This is a genomic window from Pseudoalteromonas sp. CR1, assembly GCF_019392235.1.
Taxonomy (GTDB): domain Bacteria; phylum Pseudomonadota; class Gammaproteobacteria; order Enterobacterales; family Alteromonadaceae; genus Pseudoalteromonas.
Map to the genome: position 1 here is coordinate 1 of NZ_JAHXRM010000004.1, position 20,815 is coordinate 20,815.

General features: G+C 40.7%; 15 protein-coding genes. 3 read left to right on the forward strand and 12 right to left on the reverse strand.

From position 1 onward, the window contains the following. Positions 1-707 precede the first annotated feature (707 nt). The gene (locus KZZ04_RS21185) at positions 708-866 is read left to right on the forward strand and encodes a phage integrase N-terminal SAM-like domain-containing protein (protein WP_257903557.1); all 159 of its coding nucleotides are present in this window, start codon (positions 708-710) and stop codon (positions 864-866) included. Between the two features lie 190 nt (positions 867-1,056). Here the strand turns inward: KZZ04_RS21185 and KZZ04_RS05265 are convergent, their stop codons facing one another. From KZZ04_RS05265 to KZZ04_RS05285, 5 genes are all read right to left on the reverse strand, one after another. After that, positions 1,057-3,312, reverse strand: a complete 2,256-nt coding sequence (locus tag KZZ04_RS05265) for an acyl-CoA dehydrogenase (protein ID WP_219422054.1) — start codon at positions 3,310-3,312, stop codon at positions 1,057-1,059. Between the two features lie 461 nt (positions 3,313-3,773). Continuing rightward, positions 3,774-4,802 carry a zinc-binding dehydrogenase gene (locus KZZ04_RS05270; RefSeq protein WP_219422055.1) on the reverse strand — a complete coding sequence of 343 codons (1,029 nt, stop codon included), beginning with the start codon at positions 4,800-4,802 and terminating at the stop codon, positions 3,774-3,776. A gap of 9 nt (positions 4,803-4,811) precedes the next feature. Then, positions 4,812-6,224, reverse strand: coding sequence for a TolC family protein (locus KZZ04_RS05275; protein ID WP_219422056.1), 1,413 nt, complete (start codon positions 6,222-6,224; stop codon positions 4,812-4,814). Continuing rightward, entirely contained in the window at positions 6,217-9,369 is a 3,153-nt protein-coding gene (locus KZZ04_RS05280) for an efflux RND transporter permease subunit (RefSeq protein WP_219422057.1), read from the reverse strand. Before KZZ04_RS05280 ends, KZZ04_RS05275 begins: the two co-directional genes overlap by 8 nt. Before the next feature lie 9 nt (positions 9,370-9,378). Then, on the reverse strand, positions 9,379-10,548 hold the full coding sequence (locus KZZ04_RS05285; RefSeq protein WP_219422058.1) for an efflux RND transporter periplasmic adaptor subunit: 1,170 nt from the start codon (positions 10,546-10,548) through the stop codon (positions 9,379-9,381). Between the two features lie 120 nt (positions 10,549-10,668). Between KZZ04_RS05285 and KZZ04_RS05290 the strand changes: the two genes are divergently transcribed. Continuing rightward, a complete protein-coding gene (locus tag KZZ04_RS05290; RefSeq protein WP_058404095.1) occupies positions 10,669-11,607 on the forward strand; it encodes a LysR family transcriptional regulator in 939 nt (312 codons plus the stop codon). On the opposite strand, the gene KZZ04_RS05295 is transcribed toward KZZ04_RS05290, so the two are convergent. From KZZ04_RS05295 to KZZ04_RS05325, 7 genes are all read right to left on the reverse strand, one after another. Continuing rightward, entirely contained in the window at positions 11,604-12,638 is a 1,035-nt protein-coding gene (locus KZZ04_RS05295) for a GGDEF domain-containing protein (protein ID WP_219422059.1), read from the reverse strand. The genes KZZ04_RS05290 and KZZ04_RS05295 overlap by 4 nt on opposite strands. Before the next feature lie 105 nt (positions 12,639-12,743). Next, a complete protein-coding gene (gene moaA, locus KZZ04_RS05300) occupies positions 12,744-13,715 on the reverse strand; it encodes a GTP 3',8-cyclase MoaA (protein WP_219422060.1) in 972 nt (323 codons plus the stop codon). Between the two features lie 202 nt (positions 13,716-13,917). Then, positions 13,918-16,209, reverse strand: coding sequence for a xanthine dehydrogenase family protein molybdopterin-binding subunit (locus tag KZZ04_RS05305; RefSeq protein ID WP_219422061.1), 2,292 nt, complete (start codon positions 16,207-16,209; stop codon positions 13,918-13,920). A gap of 12 nt (positions 16,210-16,221) precedes the next feature. After that, positions 16,222-16,710: a (2Fe-2S)-binding protein gene (locus KZZ04_RS05310; RefSeq protein WP_058552959.1), complete on the reverse strand. Its 489-nt coding sequence runs from the start codon at positions 16,708-16,710 to the stop codon at positions 16,222-16,224. 276 nt (positions 16,711-16,986) lie between these two features. Further along, positions 16,987-17,583 (reverse strand): nucleotidyltransferase family protein, encoded by a 597-nt coding sequence (locus KZZ04_RS05315; RefSeq protein ID WP_219422062.1) that lies wholly within the window; start codon positions 17,581-17,583, stop codon positions 16,987-16,989. Positions 17,584-17,586: 3 nt separating this feature from the next. After that, on the reverse strand, positions 17,587-18,606 hold the full coding sequence (locus KZZ04_RS05320; protein WP_219422063.1) for an XdhC family protein: 1,020 nt from the start codon (positions 18,604-18,606) through the stop codon (positions 17,587-17,589). 167 nt (positions 18,607-18,773) lie between these two features. Continuing rightward, positions 18,774-19,634, reverse strand: a complete 861-nt coding sequence (locus KZZ04_RS05325; RefSeq protein ID WP_219422064.1) for a DUF6279 family lipoprotein — start codon at positions 19,632-19,634, stop codon at positions 18,774-18,776. A 407-nt stretch (positions 19,635-20,041) separates the two neighbouring features. On the opposite strand from KZZ04_RS05325, the gene KZZ04_RS05330 reads away from it, so the two are divergent. After that, entirely contained in the window at positions 20,042-20,767 is a 726-nt protein-coding gene (locus KZZ04_RS05330) for a tetratricopeptide repeat protein (protein ID WP_006791705.1), read from the forward strand. Positions 20,768-20,815 lie beyond the last annotated feature (48 nt).

Below are 20,815 nucleotides of genomic sequence, written 5' to 3' on the forward strand. Positions count from 1 at the left end.
TATGGTGAGGGATGGTGTCATGTGGGATCCTAAAATGGTTTGAAATTAGGAATTGACACCATAGTCACTTGTTATGTTTTCGTGCTAGAGACAGTCACCATTTGCACATGCTGTTAGTAAACTACCCCAAAATATGATTTGTGCCAATACAAATAAATAAGTTAACCACCCAATAATAAATTTAGTCTTAGAATGAAACTTGATGCTTTTAAACAGGTAAATACCACTAACGATTGCGATAATAGAATAAAAAATTTCGATATTAGTTAGCACACTACGCAAAGAAAACCAGTAGGTAGATTGAACACCCAAAATGACGATTACACTCGGGATAATAATTGATATTACTAGCGTACGGCAAATATTAATCTCGAATCATCCTTGAAAACATAACATGTTTATAGCGAGCTAATCGCGCGTATTTCTACCACTGCGCAGCTCGTTTTCTTATTAGTTTATTTTTAACAAACTTGTCAACTAATTGCCAGTGTTATTAAAATTCATCTGTGCTCGCTTTTTTTCATAGTATGAAACGAGCGACTGGGTCGTTTTCTTGACTATGCGAGCGACCAAGCCATAACTGTGCATATATACAGCACAAACTCGACGGATTGAAAATGAAAACTCGCTATGCGTATTTAAAATTACATTGCCGACTATATGCTCACTCGACAGTATTCATTAATAATTATTAATGCTTATTTGAGTTGGGTCCAAACTTTATTCACTTTCACAACAAACGTCACCCAAGCTCAATGGGAAATTCAGAAGTCGAAGCGTTTTTAGAACATACTGTATTAAAACGTAACATGTCAGCTAAAACACAAGCTGCTAATGGGGTTGTTAGCCCTTTTTCAAAATTATGAGCGCCTCTTTTTAATCCTCTACCGTTACATATTTGCTTTCAAACCAATATCGCTATCTATTGCTACTTTGAATAACACACAAAAAAGCCCCGTTTAGTTTTAATCAAACGGGGCTCCACACTAATTATTTGCTCAAAAATAAAAGCGCCGATTTTGCTGGCGCTTTGCATCATTGAATTAGCTTTATAGCTTACTGGTTAACAACACTTTTAAGTGGGTTAACTGGTTGTGCGTTGTCATCTAATATGTTCATATCAAAATCAAACTCATCAACACGAATCGCTTTTTCACGCTTTTTGTTGTAATCAATTAACTGAGCAAACTCAGCGTCTGTAATTACATTTGCAGCAAGTGCGTTTTCAAGGGTGATGCTAAAGCGAGCACCTGGCTTGATAGTTCTTGCACGTAGTGCTTTTTTAACTTTTGCAAGTTCAGCTAGTGATGCAATTTTAGCTTTGTAAGCTTGCTCGTTGATGTGATGACCGTCACCTTCGATAGGCTTAACTAAATGCGTTATTTGCGCTTTAAAGGCTGTATCAAGCTGTGCTTGTTCAGCTAATTCGCGAATTAAATCATCGCTGATTTTTGGCATTTTAGTTGAGTAGTTCATCGTAATAAAACGAATAAACTTACGAGTACCACTTGCAGGGAAGTTATCTAAGAACTTGTGCAATGCTTCTTCTGCGCTTTGTAGTGCAAAGCGAGTTGCATAGTGGAAGTAAGGTGCTGCTTGCTCGCGCTCGCTGCTCGCTACTTTTTGCTCGTAGTATTTGATTGATGCCATAGCTGCATACAAAAAGCTCATTACATCGCCTAAACGTGCTGATAGCATTTCAGCTTGCTTTAATTTACCGCCAAGTACTAACAACGAGAAGTCAGCGTATACTGCAAGTTTTGCAGATAGTTTGTGTACTGCTTTTTCGTAGTCACGTACTTCTGGTAATGCTGAGCTTGCGCCAGCTGTAAATGGTAATACACCTAAACGAAATGCACGTAAGCTGTTTGCTGTACTGTAACCAATTGTTTTACGTAAAATACCGTTGAATTCTGCATCAGCGCCTTTGTCGTCGCTGTGGATTGATTCAACCATAGATTGTAAATATGGGTGACAACGCATAACACCTTGACCAAATATCATCAGGTTACGAGTAAGGATGTTTGCGCCTTCTACAGTAATTGCAATAGGTTGTGCAACATAGCCACTTGCAAGTGTATTTTGCGGACCATTTTGAATCGCTTTACCTGCTTGAATATCCATCGCTGAATCAAGCACATCACGGCCAAGCTCTGTCATGTGGTATTTAGCAATTGCTGTTACTACTGATGGTTTTAAGCCCATGCCTAAACCTTCAGTTGTCAGTACACGCATTGCTTCTTGTAGGTATGTTTTACCCGCAATGTCAGCAAGCTTTTCTTGAATACCTTCAAACTGACCGATTGATAAGCCAAACTGTTCACGCACTGCTGCGTATTCAGATGCAGACTTAAGTGCAACTTGCGCTGTACTTACGCCTAGCGCAGGTAATGAAATACCACGGCCTGCACCTAAACAGCTAACCAGCATTTGCCAACCACGGCCGATGTTTTTCTGTCCACCGATAACAAAATCCATTGGTACAAATACTTTGTTACCACGTGTAGTACCATTATAAAAACGGATACCCATTGGATCGTGGCGGTTACCAAGTTCTACACCTGGGTGCTCTTTTGGAATAAGTGCACAGGTAATACCTAAGTTTTCTTTACCACCTAGTAAACCATCAGGGTCAACAACTTTAAAAGCTAAACCAAGAACAGTCGCAATTGGTGCAAGTGTGATGTAACGCTTGTCCCATGTAATTTCAAGGCCAAGTACTTCTTCGCCGTTGTGTATACCTTTAGTAACTTTACCAACGTCTGGAATACCGCCTGCATCAGAACCCGCCTCTGGGCTAGTTAATGCAAAACATGGAATGTCTGTACCGTTTGCTAAGCGTGGTAAGTAATGCGCTTGTTGCTCTTGTGTACCAAAATGAAGAAGTAGTTCACCCGGACCTAACGAGTTAGGTACCATTACCGTTACGGCAACCGCAGAACTTTTAGTCGCAATTGTGCCAACAATTGTTGAATTAGCGTAAGGGCTAAACTCTAAACCACCAAACGATTTAGGAATGATAAGCGAGAAGAAACGCTCTTTTTTCAAAAATTCTAAAATGTCATTTGGTAAGTGAATGCCATTTTGAATAACTGAATCATCAATCATGCCTAATAGCTCTTGTACAGGGCCGTCAAGGAATGCTTGCTCGTCAGCTGTTAAAGTAGCTGCTGGAACATCACGTAATGCACTGAAATCAGGCTTACCTTGATAGATAGAACCTTCAAGCCATACATCACCCGCGTCTAGCGCTTCTTGCTCAGTGATAGAAATACTTGGTAAAACTTTTTTTAACTTTGTACGTAAACTCATGATTGAACTCATCCGACCAGATAAATAATACCTACATTACGTCATAAAAATCGCTTTAGATCAATTACTCTATCCAATTAATTAACAGTTTTTTCAAATTATTTTCTTTACCCGAACGTAAACTGTTGAAACACAAAGGCTTACACTTGTACGCTGAAAATAGTATTTTTTTAAAAATTGATGAATAAAACGCCGCGCTAAGGCATCAAATAATAGATCATGAGAATAATGCCCGCTTTTTTGAATTGTTTTCTGAAATAGAGCGCGCTTTAGTTTTAAAAATATAAGCCTGATTTATTGGATGAAACAAGGAGAGTTAACACGTTAATTATGTACTATGAGATCATTCATTTTTTATAAAAATGCACAGCACGGTTGGGCTTATTAAAATAAATATACAAGAAAAAAGGCATAAAAAAACGCAGCTTAAATACGCTGCGTTTTGTATTAACTAAAGCGTGTTAACAGCCTATTTGTACGACTTGCTTGCCGGTAAATCCACCCGCTAACTGTGTATTTAAAGCATTAGAAACCGCGCTTGCGTTGAACTCAACAGGCGTTAGGGTCGGTGCTTTAATGTCGCCATTATCAGCTCCCTCTATTAACAAATTGCCCATAAAACTTAAACGCTGTTGGGCACACAAACTATTAGCCAACCATGCACCACCAAGCGACACAACACTAATATTAGGTGCACGCCTATACATTAAATTTTGGTCAAAACATGGCAATGGATTTAAACAGGCTATTTTGCCGCAAAATCGCATTAGTTCGATATTTCGCGCTGTAGACTCGCCACCCACAGTATCTATAACTGCATCAAACCCCTGCGGGCCCAGCTCCCTACGAATTTTTTCACTCAACTTTTTATCGTTGTAGTCAAACACAACATCCGCGCCGAGCTGTTTAACGAGTTTGTGATTTTTTTTAGAAGCAGTTGCAAATACATCGGCTCCTCGCTGTTTTGCATACTGAATAGCAAACTGGCCCACAGCGCCAGCACCACCGTCAATAAATACAGTTTGACCTTCTGTTATACTAATTTTATCGAGGCTAATAAGCGCCGCCATTCCGGCACAAGGCAGTACGGCAGCAACGGCTGGGTTTAAAGTTGACGGTACAACAGATACTGCAAAGTTAGGTACTTTGGTGTATTCACTTAATACCCCTTGTCCACCTACGTTTGCATGCCACATAACACGCTCACCCACATTAGGAAAAATCCCTTTGCTTGCTTTTACAACAACACCCACCGCATCTAGCCCCAAAATATGCGGATACTGCCACAAGCAAAAACCTGATTTTGCAAAATGCCCGTCAACAGGGTTTAAGCCAACATATTCTACCTTTATCAATAGCTCGTTATCTGAACACTCAGGTACGGGTATCTCAATGTCAGCTAAACTTATTTGCTCATTAGGCGTTTCTAATACAATGGCACGCATTGTTTGCGGTATAGTATTTTGTGCTAAAATATCAGTATCAGACATCGTTAAACTCTACTTATTTGTGTTACTTAATGCATAGCTCCAACGCCCATTAAATGACTGGTACGCATTGACCTTTGCAAGTAACGATAAAATGGTTGTTTCAACTGCATTTTCTTGCGCTATTAAAACATCCTGACGGGCATCTAACAACTCTAGATAAGGAATTTGACCTTCCTCATACATGGCCTCTGCCTGTAAAAAGGCCTTATTAGCAAAGTCATAACGCTCATCTGCAAAGTTTTTTTGCTGTGCCTGATTAACCATTCCCTGCAACGAGAGCTCACTTTCACTAAGTGCTTTAAGAACAACGTTTTGATAATCGTTGTATGCTGCTTCACTTAATAATTGCTGCGCATCGCGCTGTGCTAAAAGAGCAGGGTAACTTAATAATGACCATTGTAATTGAGGCGCTATTTGCCACTGCTGCTGTGTGTCGCTAAACCCATTACTGCCTAAGCTAAGCACACCTGCAAAAGCACTCAAACTTACATCTGGAAGCAATGCCTTACTTGCAGCCACACTTAAGCTGTTGGCTTGGCTAAAATCATAAAGTGCGCGGCTAATATCTGGCCTCAATGCAATAGCGGCATTTGGCTTAGCAAGTGTTACGTTAAACTTGTTGGTTAAAACGCTCTGCTCGTTAGTCAACTTGGTGTTTTGAGTTAAATGACCTGTTAGCACTGCAAGGGTTGATAAATCACTGTACTTTGCAAACTCTATGGCGGGAATTAACGCTTGTTGCTGACGTAATTGCGCCATAGTCCGATTTAAATCAAGTTCGCTTGCAACGCCTTCATCAACACGTGCCTGTAGCACATCAATACTTTGCTCAAGCGCTTCTATTTGCAGGCTAATAATACGCTGTTTTTCAACATTACCTTGATAGCTTACAAACCCTTTTACAACCGACGAGACAACTTCAATTTGTAATAAGCGAACTTGCTCTGCTTGGCTCATTGCCGATGCATTCGCTGCATCAACCAAAGCAGTAATTCGCCCAAATAAATCAAGCTGCCAATCAAGCGCAAAATTAGCGCTTGATTGGCGTGTATTTATATTACCTAAACCACTTCTTTGAGCGCCTATTTCAATACCACCTTGCGGTAAATATTGTGCTTTTTGCTCACCCAGCCTAGCTAATGCGCTTTTAAGCACAAGCTGACTTGTTTTTAAGTCGTAGTTTTTAGCCAAAGCATCTGTTACTAATTGATTGAGTTGCTTAGATTCAAGCCCCAGCCACCAGTTAGTTTCGTCTGCACCGCTTATTTGTTCAGCTACTGCAGCATTTGCAACAAATTCGTTAATTGCATTTTGCTCGCTACGTGTATCTATTTTGCTTGCACAGCCAGACAAAAATGCAGCCATTAACACAGTGGCAACCGTTAGCTGTGTTTTAAATTGCTTAGTTATTGGTTTAGTCATTTGACAACTCCTGTGCGTCGTTATTTTTCTTTACAACGAGCATGTAAAACACAGGTGTAAATAATAAGCCAAATACGGTTACGCCAATCATCCCTGAGAATACGGCATTACCCATTGCATGGCGCATCTCTGCTCCCGCTCCAGTTGCAAGTACAAGCGGTATAACACCCGCAGTGAACGCAATTGATGTCATAAGTATTGGGCGTAAACGCATACGACACGCCGCTAATATGGCATCTATATGGGATAACCCGGTATCGTTTTTATCTTTTGCAAATTCAACCATTAATATCGCATTTTTAGAGGCCAAAGCCACCAATACAATGAGCGCTATTTGCGTAAAGATGTTGTTGTCTGAACCAACAAACCACACGCCAAGTAATGCTGAAAATATAGTCATAGGAACAATTAAAATAATTGCTAATGGCAAGCGCAAGCTTTCATACTGTGCAGCCAATACCATAAACACAAGGAGTACAACTAATGGGAACACGTATACCATAGTGTTACCTGCTAATACTTGCTGATAGGTTACTTCAGTCCACTCATATTCAATCCCACTGGGTAAGTTATCGGCCAAAATAGCTTCTATTGCTAGCTGTGCTTGATTTGAGCTAAACCCGGGTGCTGGACTACCATTTAACTCAGCGCTTGGGTAGCCGTTGTAGTGCATTACACGATCTGGGCCTATTGTTGGTGTCACCGTCAGCACTGAGCCTAATGGCACCATGTTCCCTTTGCGGTTTCTTACTTTTAGATTAAGAATTTGATCAGGGTCTAGACGATAATCAGCATCTGCTTGCGCATTTACTTGGTATGTTCGGCCAAACATATTAAAGTCGTTTACATACACAGACCCTAAGTAAATTTGTAGAGCATTAAACACTTCGTCAAGCGCAATACCTTGAATTAACGCTTGTTCGCGATCAATATCAATATCCATTTGTGGTACTTGAATTCTAAAGCTTGAGTAAAGCCCCATGAGTGCTGGGTCTTGTTGTGCTTTACCAATCACTGTTTGTAAACTGTTAAATAACGCTTCGAAGCCTTTGTTTGCTCTGTCTTCAATTTGTAGTTTAAAGCCACCTGTAGTGCCTAAACCTTGAATTGGCGGCGGTGGAAATACCGCGACAAACGCTTCGTCAATTGCTGCAAATCGCTGATTTAGCTGCGCGGCAATCGCCATGGCAGATTTACTTGGATCTGTACGGTTCTCAAATGCGTCTAACGGGGTAAATACTATGCCGCTATTAGGGCTGTTAGTAAAACCATTCACTGATAAACCAGGAAAGGCAACCGTATTAGCAACACCCGGTACTTCAAGTGCAATTTGCTGCATCTGTCTAAGCACATCTTCTGTACGGTCAAGGCTTGCTGCATCGGGTAGCTGTGCAATAGCAACCAAATATTGCTTATCTTGTTGTGGAATAAATCCACCTGGCACCGCGTCAAACAGCTTAATGGTTCCGCCAACTAAGGCCACATAGCCAACCATCACAATAAAGCTCATACGAATTAGTTTTTTAACTAATTTTTCGTAGCCTTTGGCGCCACGGTCAAATACGCGGTTAAAGGGTTTAAATAACCAGCGGCCAAATAGTTTATTTAACAAACGCGTAAATGCATCTGGTTTAGTATCGTGAGACTTTAACAACAGTGCTGCTAATGCTGGCGACAGCGTTAACGAGTTAATCGCCGAAATAACAGTCGAAATAGTAATTGTTAAGGCAAATTGCTTATAAAATTGACCTGAAAGTCCGGTAATAAATGCCGTTGGAATAAATACCGCACATAATACCAATGCAATGGCAATAATTGGCCCAGTTACTTCGCTCATAGCAACGCGGGTTGCTTCAAGTGGCGAAAGCCCTTGCTCAATGTTACGCTCAACGTTTTCAACCACTACAATGGCGTCATCGACCACAATACCAATAGCAAGTACCAACCCAAACAACGATAAAGTGTTAATAGATACGCCTAACCACTGCATTACCGCAAAAGTACCAATGAGTGAAATAGGCACCGCAATAAGTGGAATAATAGAAGCTCGCCATGTTTGTAAAAATACAATAACAACAATAACAACCAGCACAATAGCTTCAAGCAAAGTAGCAATAACAGCGTCTATAGAGCCACGAACAAATACTGTAGGGTCGTAAACAATGTCGTATTCAACACCTTCAGGGAAGTCTTGTGATAAACGCGCCATGGTTTCTCGTACTTGGTCTGAAAGTTCTATTGCATTTGAGCCTGGGCGCTGAAATATAGGCATAGCTAATGCGGGTTGCGAGTCAAGCTCAGCACGTAGTGAGTAGCTATCTTGCCCAAGCTCTACGCGGGCAATATCAGTAAGGCGTGTTATCTGCCCTTCATCACCCACTTTAATAATTACTTGTTCAAACTCTTCAATACTGTTTAAACGGCCTTTTACATTTAACAATACTTGAAATTGGCTGTCGTTAGAAACAGGCTGAGCACCTAAACTACCCGCTGCAACTTGTTGGTTTTGCGAGCGAAGCGCAGTTACCACGTCGGTCGCGGTCAGCGCTCGTGCAGAAAGTGCATCGGGGTTTAACCACACACGCATTGAGTATTTACCGGCGCCAAATAAGCGAATGTCGCCCACACCAGATAAACGAGCAATTTCATCTTTTATATAGAGATCTGCATAGTTAGATAAGTACGCAGTATCGTGTGATTTTTCAGGAGAATATAAATGCACCACCATAGTTAAATCGGGTGATGATTTTTCAGCGACTACGCCTAAACGCTGCACTTCCTCGGGTAAACGAGGCAATGCACTGTTTACACGGTTTTGTACTTGTACTTGTGCACGGTCTAAATCGGTGCCTAATGCAAAGGTCACCGTTAGTGTCATACGACCATCGCTGGTTGCTTGCGAAAACATATATAGCATGTTTTCTGTGCCGTTAATTTCTTGCTCTAGTGGCGTTGCTACGGTTTGTGCTATTACCGTTGGGTTAGCACCTGGGTAACTTGCAGTTACAACCACGGTAGGCGGTACTACTTCTGGGTATTCACTGACCGGCAGTTGGAATAACGAAATACCACCAGCAATTAAAATGACCAACGACAGCATGGCCGCAAATATGGGTCGCTGTATAAAAAAGTGTGAAAATTTCATCTAAAAACCTTATTGCTTTGCGACTAAGCTTGAATCGTCATTGGCCAATGTGAATGCAACATCACTGCTATCAATGGTTACTTTATTAGGTGCCACTGGCATGCCTGGCCCAACGCGAGCGGGACCATTTACTGCTATTACATCGCCCTCTGAAAGGCCTGACGTGACCGCGCGAAGAGAGCCATAACGCTCACCCACTGTCACTAATTTGTACTGCAGCACATTGTTTTCACCCACAGTGAGTACAAATCGGTTTTTTAAGTCAGTCCCTATCGCTCTGTCTGGGACAATTATTTGCTCTGTTACTGAATTAGCAGCAAGCTTAATGCGCGCAAATGAACCTGCACGTAGGTGACTGTTATCTTCGTCAAATACGGCGCGTACACGCAGCGTACCGGTTGATGAGTTAATTTGATTATCAATAAAGTTAATGTAACCTTTGTAAGCAAACCCACGCTCGCCTACTTTTTGCATTACTACCGGTTGACGGCTTTGTGCGGTTACATTGCTAAAATCGCTGTTCCATGTGCGCTCATCTACGTCAAAGTAGGCATACATTTTTTCGTTAGAAACAATACTGGTTAACACACTTTGCCCTGCAATAATGTTGTTACCTTTAGTTATATTGGCACGTGAAATCACACCATCAATTGGTGACACTATGGCTGTGAATTCCAAATCAAGCTTGGCTGAGGTTAATTGCGCTTGTAATGCTGCAAGTTGTGCTTCGCGTTGGCGTAATACAGACGTGCGTGACTCTGCTTGTTCCGTTGAAATTGCTTTACGCTCAGTTAATCGCTCAGCGCGCTTAGCCTCGCTTTTTGCTTGTTCAAGTGCAGCTTGCGCACTATTAACCTGCGCTTTTAAACTGGCAACCACTGCCGCAAACGGACGGTCATCTAACTTAAATAATACATCGCCTTTTTTAACTAGGTCGCCTTCATTAAATGTAATCGCCTCTATAACACCTGACACTCGAGGCATGAGTGCAACTTCTTGCGGTGACTCTAAGCGAGTTGTATAGGTGTGCCAGCTTTGTACTGGTTTAACAAGTACGTTAGCAACATCGATAGGTTGAAGAAATTGCGCTTGAGCCGAAGGCGGTGTGCTTTCATCTGCACAGCCGGCAAGTGTTAAAAATGCGCCTGCAAATGCAGCAGCGATAAGGTGTTTTTTCATGAAGACGCTCCTTTAATTGATTAAGGACGCATACTACGGGTTATACCTGCGGACAAAAACCATAGATTTTTAAATTCATTAATGCCAAAATGGCATCAATAGTGTTTTTATGGTGGTTTTATGGATACGACAAGTCGGCTTTTGATGTTGCTTGAAGTAGTTGAGCAAGGTTCTTTTGCTAAAGCTGCTGAATTACGTAATATCGACCGTTCTGTGATCTCAAAACAGATTAGTCGTTTAGAAGATGAACTAGGGGTTAGATTATTAAACCGCACTACCCGCTCATTTTCACTTACTGCCGCCGGCGCAGAAATGATAAAAAAAGCCGGTGAGCTCCGAGAACTACTAGGCGAAACCGTGCGAATGGCCGAAAACTACCATTTAGAGCCTCGTGGCGTCCTTAAAATAACCTCATCAACACTCATTGGTAGGCGCTACTTACAACCTGTACTTAATGACTTTCAAAAGCGTTTCCCACAAGTTGAGGTTGAATTAAGACTTGATGACAGATTAGTTGATATTGTATCTGAAGGGTTCGATTTAGCATTTCGAATTGGTGAGCCAAAGGATTCATCCCTTATTGCCCGCAAAATTGCCCGTAATCGCTTGTTAATTGTTGCCGCTCCCGAATTTATCAGCACGTATGGTATGCCAGCCACAATGGAAGAATTAGCCGATTTACCTGCCGCAAGTTATGCCAGTAACTCGATGAGAGTTGAAACAGTTGACTATTACAACAGTTCGGGTGAGCCATGTGAGCAAAAAATAAAAAGTGTATATCGCGCTAACGATGCTGAAGCACTACTTATGAAAGCAATCTCTGGTACAGCTTATTTTGTAGCGCCGGCATTTATAATCGGTGACGAAATTACCGACGGTAAATTAATACCTATATTAACGGATGTAAAGTTAATGGATTACAGTGCAATGTATGCTGTTTATCCGCACAGAGATTTACCTGTACGTACACGATTATTTTTTGATGCAGTACGCGAATATTTAGGAAAAGATAAACCAATATGGGAGCACGGTATTCCAAACTTTGAGCAAATGTATTAGGCAGGTATTAGTTCAGAATTTTTATGCTCTTTCGAATTAGCATACACTTTATTGCGGCCTAAACGTTTTGCTTTATAAAGTTGTTTATCGGCTGCAATAAAAATGGATTCGAGCGAAGAGTTAACCTGATGACTTGCCACACCCACACTGATGGTGAGCTTTATTTTTTTACCGTCTATATTAAACTGGGTTTTCTCTACAGTCGCTCTTAGTTTTTCAGCAGCAAGTAAAGCGTTTTCTTTTGAATCAAACGAATGAATAACGGCAAATTCCTCACCACCCACCCTAAACACGTAACCCTTTGCTAACGTTACCCTTAAAAGCGTAGCAATCTCAGTAAGTACCTTATCCCCTACGTCGTGGCCAAATTTGTCGTTTATTTGTTTAAAGTAATCTAAGTCGAGTAAAAATAAATAGGTATTTGTTTTATCAATAAGTTCCACTTCAAAATAATGATTCATTGATAACCGGTTACCCGCCCCCGTTAGTGGGTCAAGCAGTGCTAGATTTTTTAAACGTTTAGATGAAAGCGCGCGGCTTCCCTCAAAAATATGCGATACAGTCCAAATACTGACGTACGCTAATAGTAAATTAATTGCCATATTAAAATTAACAATTGATTCGCCAGTATATTTACTAAATAGAGTTAACGATTGAACAACAAGTACTGTGCCTGAAAAGAAGATACCGTAACGCTTACCCATCAACAGATAACACAATACAGGTAAGGCAAAAGACCAAACAAATAATCCATATTTGGGGGCGGATATGAGGTTAGCGTAAAGAACTATAATACACACCAACACGCACATGACAACTGATTGCCAAAACCGTAATGCATGTTTGTTTAAGTGATAAATGGTATATAAGCAATAAACTGAAAAACACAACTCTAAAAAACCGAGGAAGAACACACCACTAAATACGTTTAAAACGCTAAAAAACAGTGACACAGAGCCAAAAAACAAACACATCCATACAAGAACATGCTTTCTTAATGCTTTGGTACTATTTAGAGCAGTGATATCCATTCAATTAACTCAGTAATGTCGAACTAAGGGATTATTCTACCGTGTAATAAATATATAACAAGTGTAACTGAGTGTTATTCGGCCATATTGTAGTAATTTTAACCGTTAACCACCTAGCATCGAAAGGTTTGTTGTGACCCCGGTTTCACCCTGATGCAATAAATGTGTTGGCTTTTTAGTTTTAATATAAACAGAGAGCTGATCTATAAGTGCTTGGTTTGAGCTTTCATTCATGTAATCTCGTAATGAGATGCCTTGCTCTGAAAACAGGCAAAGGTGCAGCTTACCTAAAGACGACACCCTTAGCCTATTACACGAACTACAAAAATCATTACTGTAAGGCATTATTAAACCAATTCGGCCTTGGTAATCTGGATGATAAAACTCTTCAGCTGGGCCCGCTGTGACACTTCTAATGATTGGCTGCCAACCCGCTGCACGCAATCGCGCTTTAATTGACTGACCCGATATATGGTTTGCATCAAAAAATGCTTTGTTGTCATTTGTTTGCATCAACTCAATAAAGCGCATAGTAACTGGGCGGTGCTTCAAATACGCTAAAAAGGTATCGAGCTCTTGGCCGTTATATTGCTTCATTAGCACACTGTTTATTTTTATCGATGCAATACCACTATCTAACGCGGTGTCGATGCCTTTCATCACTGTATTAAATTTATCGTGACCAGTAATGGTGTTAAACATTCTTGCATCAAGTGTATCAATACTCACATTAATCGCATTAAGGCCTGCATCTACCCAATTGTTAATGTGTTTATGCATCGAAAAGCCGTTTGTTGTAGCCGCTATTTTTGTAATGCCTGGGGTATCTTTTGCTGCACGAATAACATCTATAAAATCTTTTCTTAGGGTGGGTTCACCCCCGGTAATACGCAGCTTAGTAATACCATGATGTGCAAAAGCACTGATCGTATTACTGATCTCATTCAGTGAAAGGAACTCTCTATCATGGTCACATTGGTAGCCATCGGGTAAACAATAAACACATTTAAAGTTACACACATCGGTGATCGATAAACGTAAGTAACTAAATTTTCGCCCTGCTGGGTCGATGAGCATAAATAAACCTTAACCTTACTTTTTTAAACGGAGCCCGTTGAGCCTTGAGCGTTGAATTGCTTTATGCTCACACAGTACCACATGGGTTGACTCGTATTTAAACTAATTCTGAGAGTGCAAACTTTTCTCAAAATTAAACATCTTTAATAAATCGCACTGCAAAAGCGTGTAAACTAAAGCTTTACACGCTTTAAGCATTTAATTAGGCTTTTAAACCCTTTAAAACTGCACTTGGTTTCATTGGCAAGTCGCGTAAACGCAAACCTACTGCATTGAAAATAGCATTACCAATTGCTGGCGCAACGCCAATAACACCTGGCTCCCCTAACCCTACAGGAAACTCGTCGCTTTGCACAAACTCAATGTCCATTTCTGGTACATCTTGCATTCTTAGCGGCAGATAAGTGTTAAAGTTTGTAGCAGCTACTTGGCCGTTTTTGTAAGAGTTGGACTCATGTAAGGCCATACTGGCTCCCCACAATAATGACCCCTCTAATTGCGCTAATGCGCCATCAGGATGCACTATTAAACCGGCATCAACAACAGCATATAACTTTTTAAGGGTAATTTTGCCATCGCTTTTGTTAACGTGAACATGTGCTGCGGTGCCAATCCATGCTGGCATATGGCGCTCTTGCCCTGAACTAACTGAAAAACCAATGCCTTCGTTTTCATTGAGTTTTATTGAGCTGACCTTGTCTGACACTTTTTTGAGCACATCATGTAATCGGCGCGCGCCACCTACACTTTCTGGTGCTTTACCCGCTTGTTTGCCTTTACCGTCAAGCATTGATAATCGAAACTTAACCGGATCAACACTTTGCTTATGTGCTATTTCATCTATAAAAGACTCAAGACTCCAAACAATCCAACCAGGCCCAACTGAACGTAACCAACCTGGTGTAAATGTACTCTGCGCTAACTCGTTATTAATAGCACGAGCACGGTGGTTGCTCATGCTGTACCAGTGATCGGCACCAGAGGCAGAAAACGAATCAAATTTACCATTACCATCAACACCCGGAGCTAAAAAGCCTGGCGCCATTGCTTTGGTTGGCCAACCTGCAGCAAAGGCATGTTCTAACGCACTAAGCTCACCCGTTTCACTAAACGAGGCTGTTAACTTAGCCGTAGATGCCGAGCGAGACTGATCAAATAAACTGTCATCGGCGCGAGTAAACACGAGCTTAACCGGTTTACCTATTGCTTTAGCTGTTAACGCAGCGGGTACCGTCCAATCGCCGAATAATCGACGGCCAAAACCGCCCCCCAAGTAATAAGGACGAATTATTACGTTATTTTGTTCTATATCAAGGGCTTTAGCTAACGCCGGTAACGTAAGTGATTGCCATTGGTTACCCGTATGCACAATCCAATTTCCGTCTTTAAATTCAGCTATGGCATTAAGTGGTTCTAACTGGTAATGACTTGCTGTTGCGGTGGTGTAGGTTGCATCAAATTTATTTTTTGCATCAGCTAGGACCTTAGGCGTGTTACCCTCATCTACAAATAAAGTACCAGATGCGCTATCGTCACATAATTTTTTGCCCTGCGCTTGAATATCGGCTTCAGAAACGTTAGCAGTGTTACCTACTTTGTAATTAACATTTAAGGCATCAACCGCTTTAATTGCACTGTGATAATTATCAGCCAGTACAACCACCCATCCCTCAACGGTATTACTCGGATCGTTTAATATTTCAAAACCGCGGTAACCTTTAATTGCTTTTGCGCCACTGTCATCAACACTTGTTACTTTACTTCCATATCGTGTTGGAGGAATAACCGGACGTGCATACACCATCCCTTCTATTTCAACATCAATACCATACACCGCTGTACCATTTGTTTTAGCTGGTATATCTAATGCTTTAAAATCTTGATTTAAACCCGTTAAATGACGTTTATTGGCTGGTTTTAAAGGGAGCTGTGCGACCTCTTCACTTGTAAAGGTACGATTAAACTCACCTTTTTGTACAATATCGGCGTAGCTTACTGATTGTCCACCCGCAATAATTTGCCCTTTTTGTGCAATGCATTGCTCTGGTTTAACCCCTAGCATTTTAGCCCCTGCATCAATAAGCGCTAAGCGCCCTGCGGCACCAGCTTGTGATAGCGGTTTAAAGCTTTGAAACACTGACCACGAACCACCGGTAACCATATATCCCCATTTTTCATGGGTGTCTACGTAAGTAATCGATACCTTATCCCAATCACACTCTAGTTCGTCGGCCACTATTCGCGCCAATGCGGTGCCAATATGCTGGCCCATTTCCGCTTTAGCTATACTAACCTCTACCTCACCATTGACCCCCATAGTCCACCAAATAGTTGGTGAAAATGCCTGTTGTGAAATTGATTCTTTGGCGCTCAAAGACCCTGTAAATAACGCAGGTGCAAATGCCATCACTAGGCCCGCACTAGCACTGCCAATCATAAATGAACGACGATTTAAGTTGACGGTTTCGCTATTTTTTTGAAATAATTTTTTCATTATCCGCTCCAATTAAACGTCTTGCTCATTTGGGTTAAACATTTGTACTGCGCTTTGTGATTCATCAGCCGCACGTTTTATTGCCGACTTTATACGTTTGTAAGCCATACAACGACAGTAATTACCATTCATATGATTGACAATTTCTTCATCAGTTGGTGATGGATTGTCTGCAAGCAATGTTGCTGCTTGCATAATCTGGCCAGACTGACAATATCCACATTGCGGTACTTGCTCATCAACCCATGCTTTTTGCAGCGGATGTTCGTTATTAAGACCTTCAATAGTGGTAATATTTTTACCTGCTACAGCAGCAATAGGTAATACACATGAGCGCGTAGCCTGTCCGTCTAAATGCACAGTACAAGCACCACACATCGCTATGCCACAACCAAACTTAGTGCCCTTTAGCCCAACTTCATCGCGAATAACCCATAACAAGGGTGTATCTTCACTTGCATGTGATTCAATCACTTTGCCATTAATTGTAAACGTTACCATAACTCGCCCCTTGAATAAGATTTCAATCAACTGCACCGCGAGTTGTGCTGAACAGTTGGAGTACCATTAAAATTAAAGCAACTTGACCCTTCAACATTGCTCTTAAGTAGTGCACGCAAGTTTACACGCTGCGCAGTATGCCTTTACGCTTACAAATATTGATGAAGTCTTGTATTTGCAAGGCATCTAAAAATTTTCAATTAAAGTTTAGTTTGTTTTTTATATTTGACCCGAACCTGCTTCGATAGATTTTTAAGCGATAGTGCACGTTAGTAACTAAGTCCCTATTTTAGAGGCGTAGCGCTTTAACTGCTCAACGGTGTCTATATCTGTGCCTGCCTGGTTAATTAAAATGCTGTTTACAATATCACCCGAGCTCCGAAGTAAGTGTTGCGCACCTTTGTCAGTCGTTAAAGTGGTGAGTAAATCAAAATCATCATGAGGAAATATTGCTGGCACACCTAAGCGCTTTCCATAGTTAGCACACCATCGGGTAGGAGTTTTCTGAAACTGAGTAACTAAAAGCTGAATATCGCAAGTCTCTAATTCAACCTGATCTGCTAGCGTAAATAAAATGCCATCCCAATCACCACTATGCTTTAAATGATTGACTGCAAGCGCAATTGATTTACCTAAACCTTGATGCCAATGTAAATTATGGATAATTTCAATGTTATTACAGTGCTTAAGCGCTTGAGTAATTTCGCTATGCCACGCACCAGAAACAATATAAACAGGGCTTGCGTCTAACTGCTGTAAAACTTCAACTGCACGCGCGATCATGCTTTTATTGTTGCCAACATTAGCTATTAATTTACACCCATTAAAACGAGACGATTGCCCGGCGGCTAACAATACTTTTGCTATGCGCATACTTTATTGGCCCCAATTACTGAGGGATTTAGCATCTTTATTAGAAAGCACAGCATGTATTTCACTAATAAGTGACAATGCAATACTTTCTGGCGAGTCGCCACCCAAATTAAGTCCTACAGGACCAAAAACAGGTGCTTTAACATCCTCAATAGTTGTATTGGCTTGCTCAAAAACCTGTGCGCGTCGGTGCTTTGGGCCCAGCAATCCCATATATTTTAAATTAGATTGGCTCAACGCAAAAAGTGCATTTGCATCAAGCTCAACACTGTGCGCCATTAATATACTGGCATCTACCTTTTGCATTTCACAATATTGAGTGAGCTCTTGTGGGGGACAACGTAAAATTGCATCTGCCTGCTGAAAATATTGCCTTTTAGCATTAGCTGCGCGCGGATCCCATACGGTCACGATCCAACCTAGTTGCTTTGCTATCGAATAAACTGCAACAGCATCGACACCGCCACCCACAATTAAAATATGGGGGGCTGGGTATACGGCTACTTGTAGCCAATGCTGATTATTTTTTTCAATGATTTGTGCTTTACGATTAACAGAAAGGCCATCAGAAACATTACGTTTTGAAAAAACGCCCTGCCCCAGCGCACAAACAGGTTGAACTGGTTGTGAATAGTAACCTGACACTTTTTCTTTTAGAGCATTAAAAACTGAATCGAGACTTAGGTATTCATTGGCAGCATTCACTGGTTGTAAAACAATATGAACAATACCACCGCAACCAATGCCTAATTGAAAAGTTAAATCATCCTCGTCAGTTGCGTCATAAGTAATGGTTTTTGATTTTAAAGAGATCATCACTTGTTTGGCGTGGCGCTGAATATCTGCCTCTAGGCACCCCCCTGAAAGCATACCTAAACGCTGGCCTAGGCTAGAAATAAGCATCATAGCGCCTAGCTTGCGGTAGCTGGAGCCTTCAATTTTGTACAATGTTGCCAATACCCATTGCTGTTCGTCTCGCAAAGGGTGCCAGGTAGCCAGCATGCTTTTTAAATCAGTTACCATATATGTGCCATTAGAGTCCTTTAATTATGTTTTTTCAAAATATACAAATATTACTGTGATTAACTGACTAACTTTAAAACGCCTTACCTTACGTTGAACCCAATCGATAAGATCATATTTATATTATATAAAATAAAGCATTATCAGCCACTGTAAAGGTTTACTATTTACGATTCCATTAAATCGTTTAGAGTTTCAATCAGGCTGTCAAATTCATCATTAACGCTTTCGCGCTGCTTGTTGCTCAATGTAGGAGCGAGTTCGATTAATAAATTGACATATAAATCGAGGTTGGTTGCATTTATGGCTAATTGTTCTTCGCTCATAAAGGCCTCACGTTCTTTTATTACGTGGCTCAGTTTATTTACAAACTCGTTTTCTGGTAAGCTTTTATTATGCATTATTACTTTAGCCGCATCTAAGCGAGTTTGTTTGTAATCGAGCCAAAGAGCCCCTGATTCTGTGTGTTCATTATTTGCGTCTGCAATGAGTTGCTTTTGCTGGTCAGTGAGCTTACCAAGCCAATCTGAATAGTAGTCTAGCTGGTTTTCTAGGCGTTTAGTTTTGCGCTCTTTACTAGATTGTTCGTTATATTGCTCACGATCTTCGTTAATTTGATCTTGCATATTTTGTATAAATTCGTCGCGTTGCTCTTTAGAAAGCGTATACCCTAGCTGTGCAAGGGGGTAATGCGCATGTTCAAGAAGGTTTTTCCAATGCGTTCTGGCAAATACCACCTGCTCTTTTAATTGGGCATGATTGAGTTGTTGATTAAACAGCAATTTTAAGTTTTCAATATCTTGCTTGTATGCTGGCAATTGTGTGTCGCGGTGCCATTGCTGTGTGGTATTAATAATTTCTTTTAGTTGTTTGTTCTGTTGTTTGTTTAAATCGACGAAGTCATCAACCCAAAATGACGATAACCATGTTAAATTATTATAAGTAAACGAAGCAGAACAACTCGTTAATAGCAATACACTTAACGCAATAGTTATATGTGACAACTTATTTTTTATTGTTTTAAACATTTTCACCTCTGCAAACATGAACGCTTAACGTATCTAAGCTACTTACATAATGACCTTGCGTATTACGAACACGCTCTTTTTAATCGCACGTAAGCTCAAAAGTATAAAATTAAAGTAACACGTTTTTAGCCGTGCTTTGACCTAGTTATTTCTTTTAAATTTTCTGTTATATCGGTATCTTACGCTTATTACATCAAACGGGTTAGGTAAAACAACCCCGATTTGAGCTATAATGGCACACAGTGTTTATCTAAACCTAAATGCACGCTAATTTGTTTGTAGCAATACATTAAACCTAAAATACAGCAATGTTATACGCCCTTCATTACGTGTGAGTGCAATAGTGTTGCAAAGAAAATGGTTTTATTTAACTCACAGTGAAACGATTACTTGTTGGAGACATCGCTATGTCACAGTTTAATTTAAAAACGTTATTACTTACGGGTGCTTTAATTGCTAGCCCTTTTGCCAATGCGACTCTTGAAGAAGGTATTATTGCGGCAAACGAAGGTCGCTTTGAATTCGCTTTAAAAGAATTTGAATACCTTGCCGACAAAGGGTTTGCACCTGGCATTTACGAACTTGCTAAGTTATACGAAGAAGGCCACGGCGTTACACGCGATTATTACAAAGCAGCCGACCTATACAAAAAAGGCGTAAAAAAGAACCACGCAGACTCAATGTTTGCATTAGCGGTATTATACGATGAAGGTAAAGGCGTTAAATTAGACAAACAAATGGCTTTATCTCTATTCGAAAAAGCAGCCAAAAAAAATATGCCTGCCGCACAGTTTAACTTAGGCGTAATGTATTCAAATGGTGACGGTGTTAGTCACGATTACAAACTTGCCAAAACTTGGTACGAAAAAGCCGCAGGTAATAACTATTCTTTAGCGCAATTTAATTTAGCACTTATGTACTTTGAGGGGTTAGGAATGCCAAAAAACCTTGAAAAGTCATACATATGGAATACGATTGCCGAATACAATGGCAACATGCAAGCAAGCCACAGTCGAAAGCTGGATGAACGTTCCATGCTACCAAAAGAAATTGAAGAAGCAAAAGAAAAAGCCGACGCAATTTACACTAAAATTCTTGCAGGCACATATGCAGGCGAAGGGCGTCTGTTTTAAGTCAAGCAATACAAATAAAGCTGAACTTAGTGTCATTGCGCATAACGA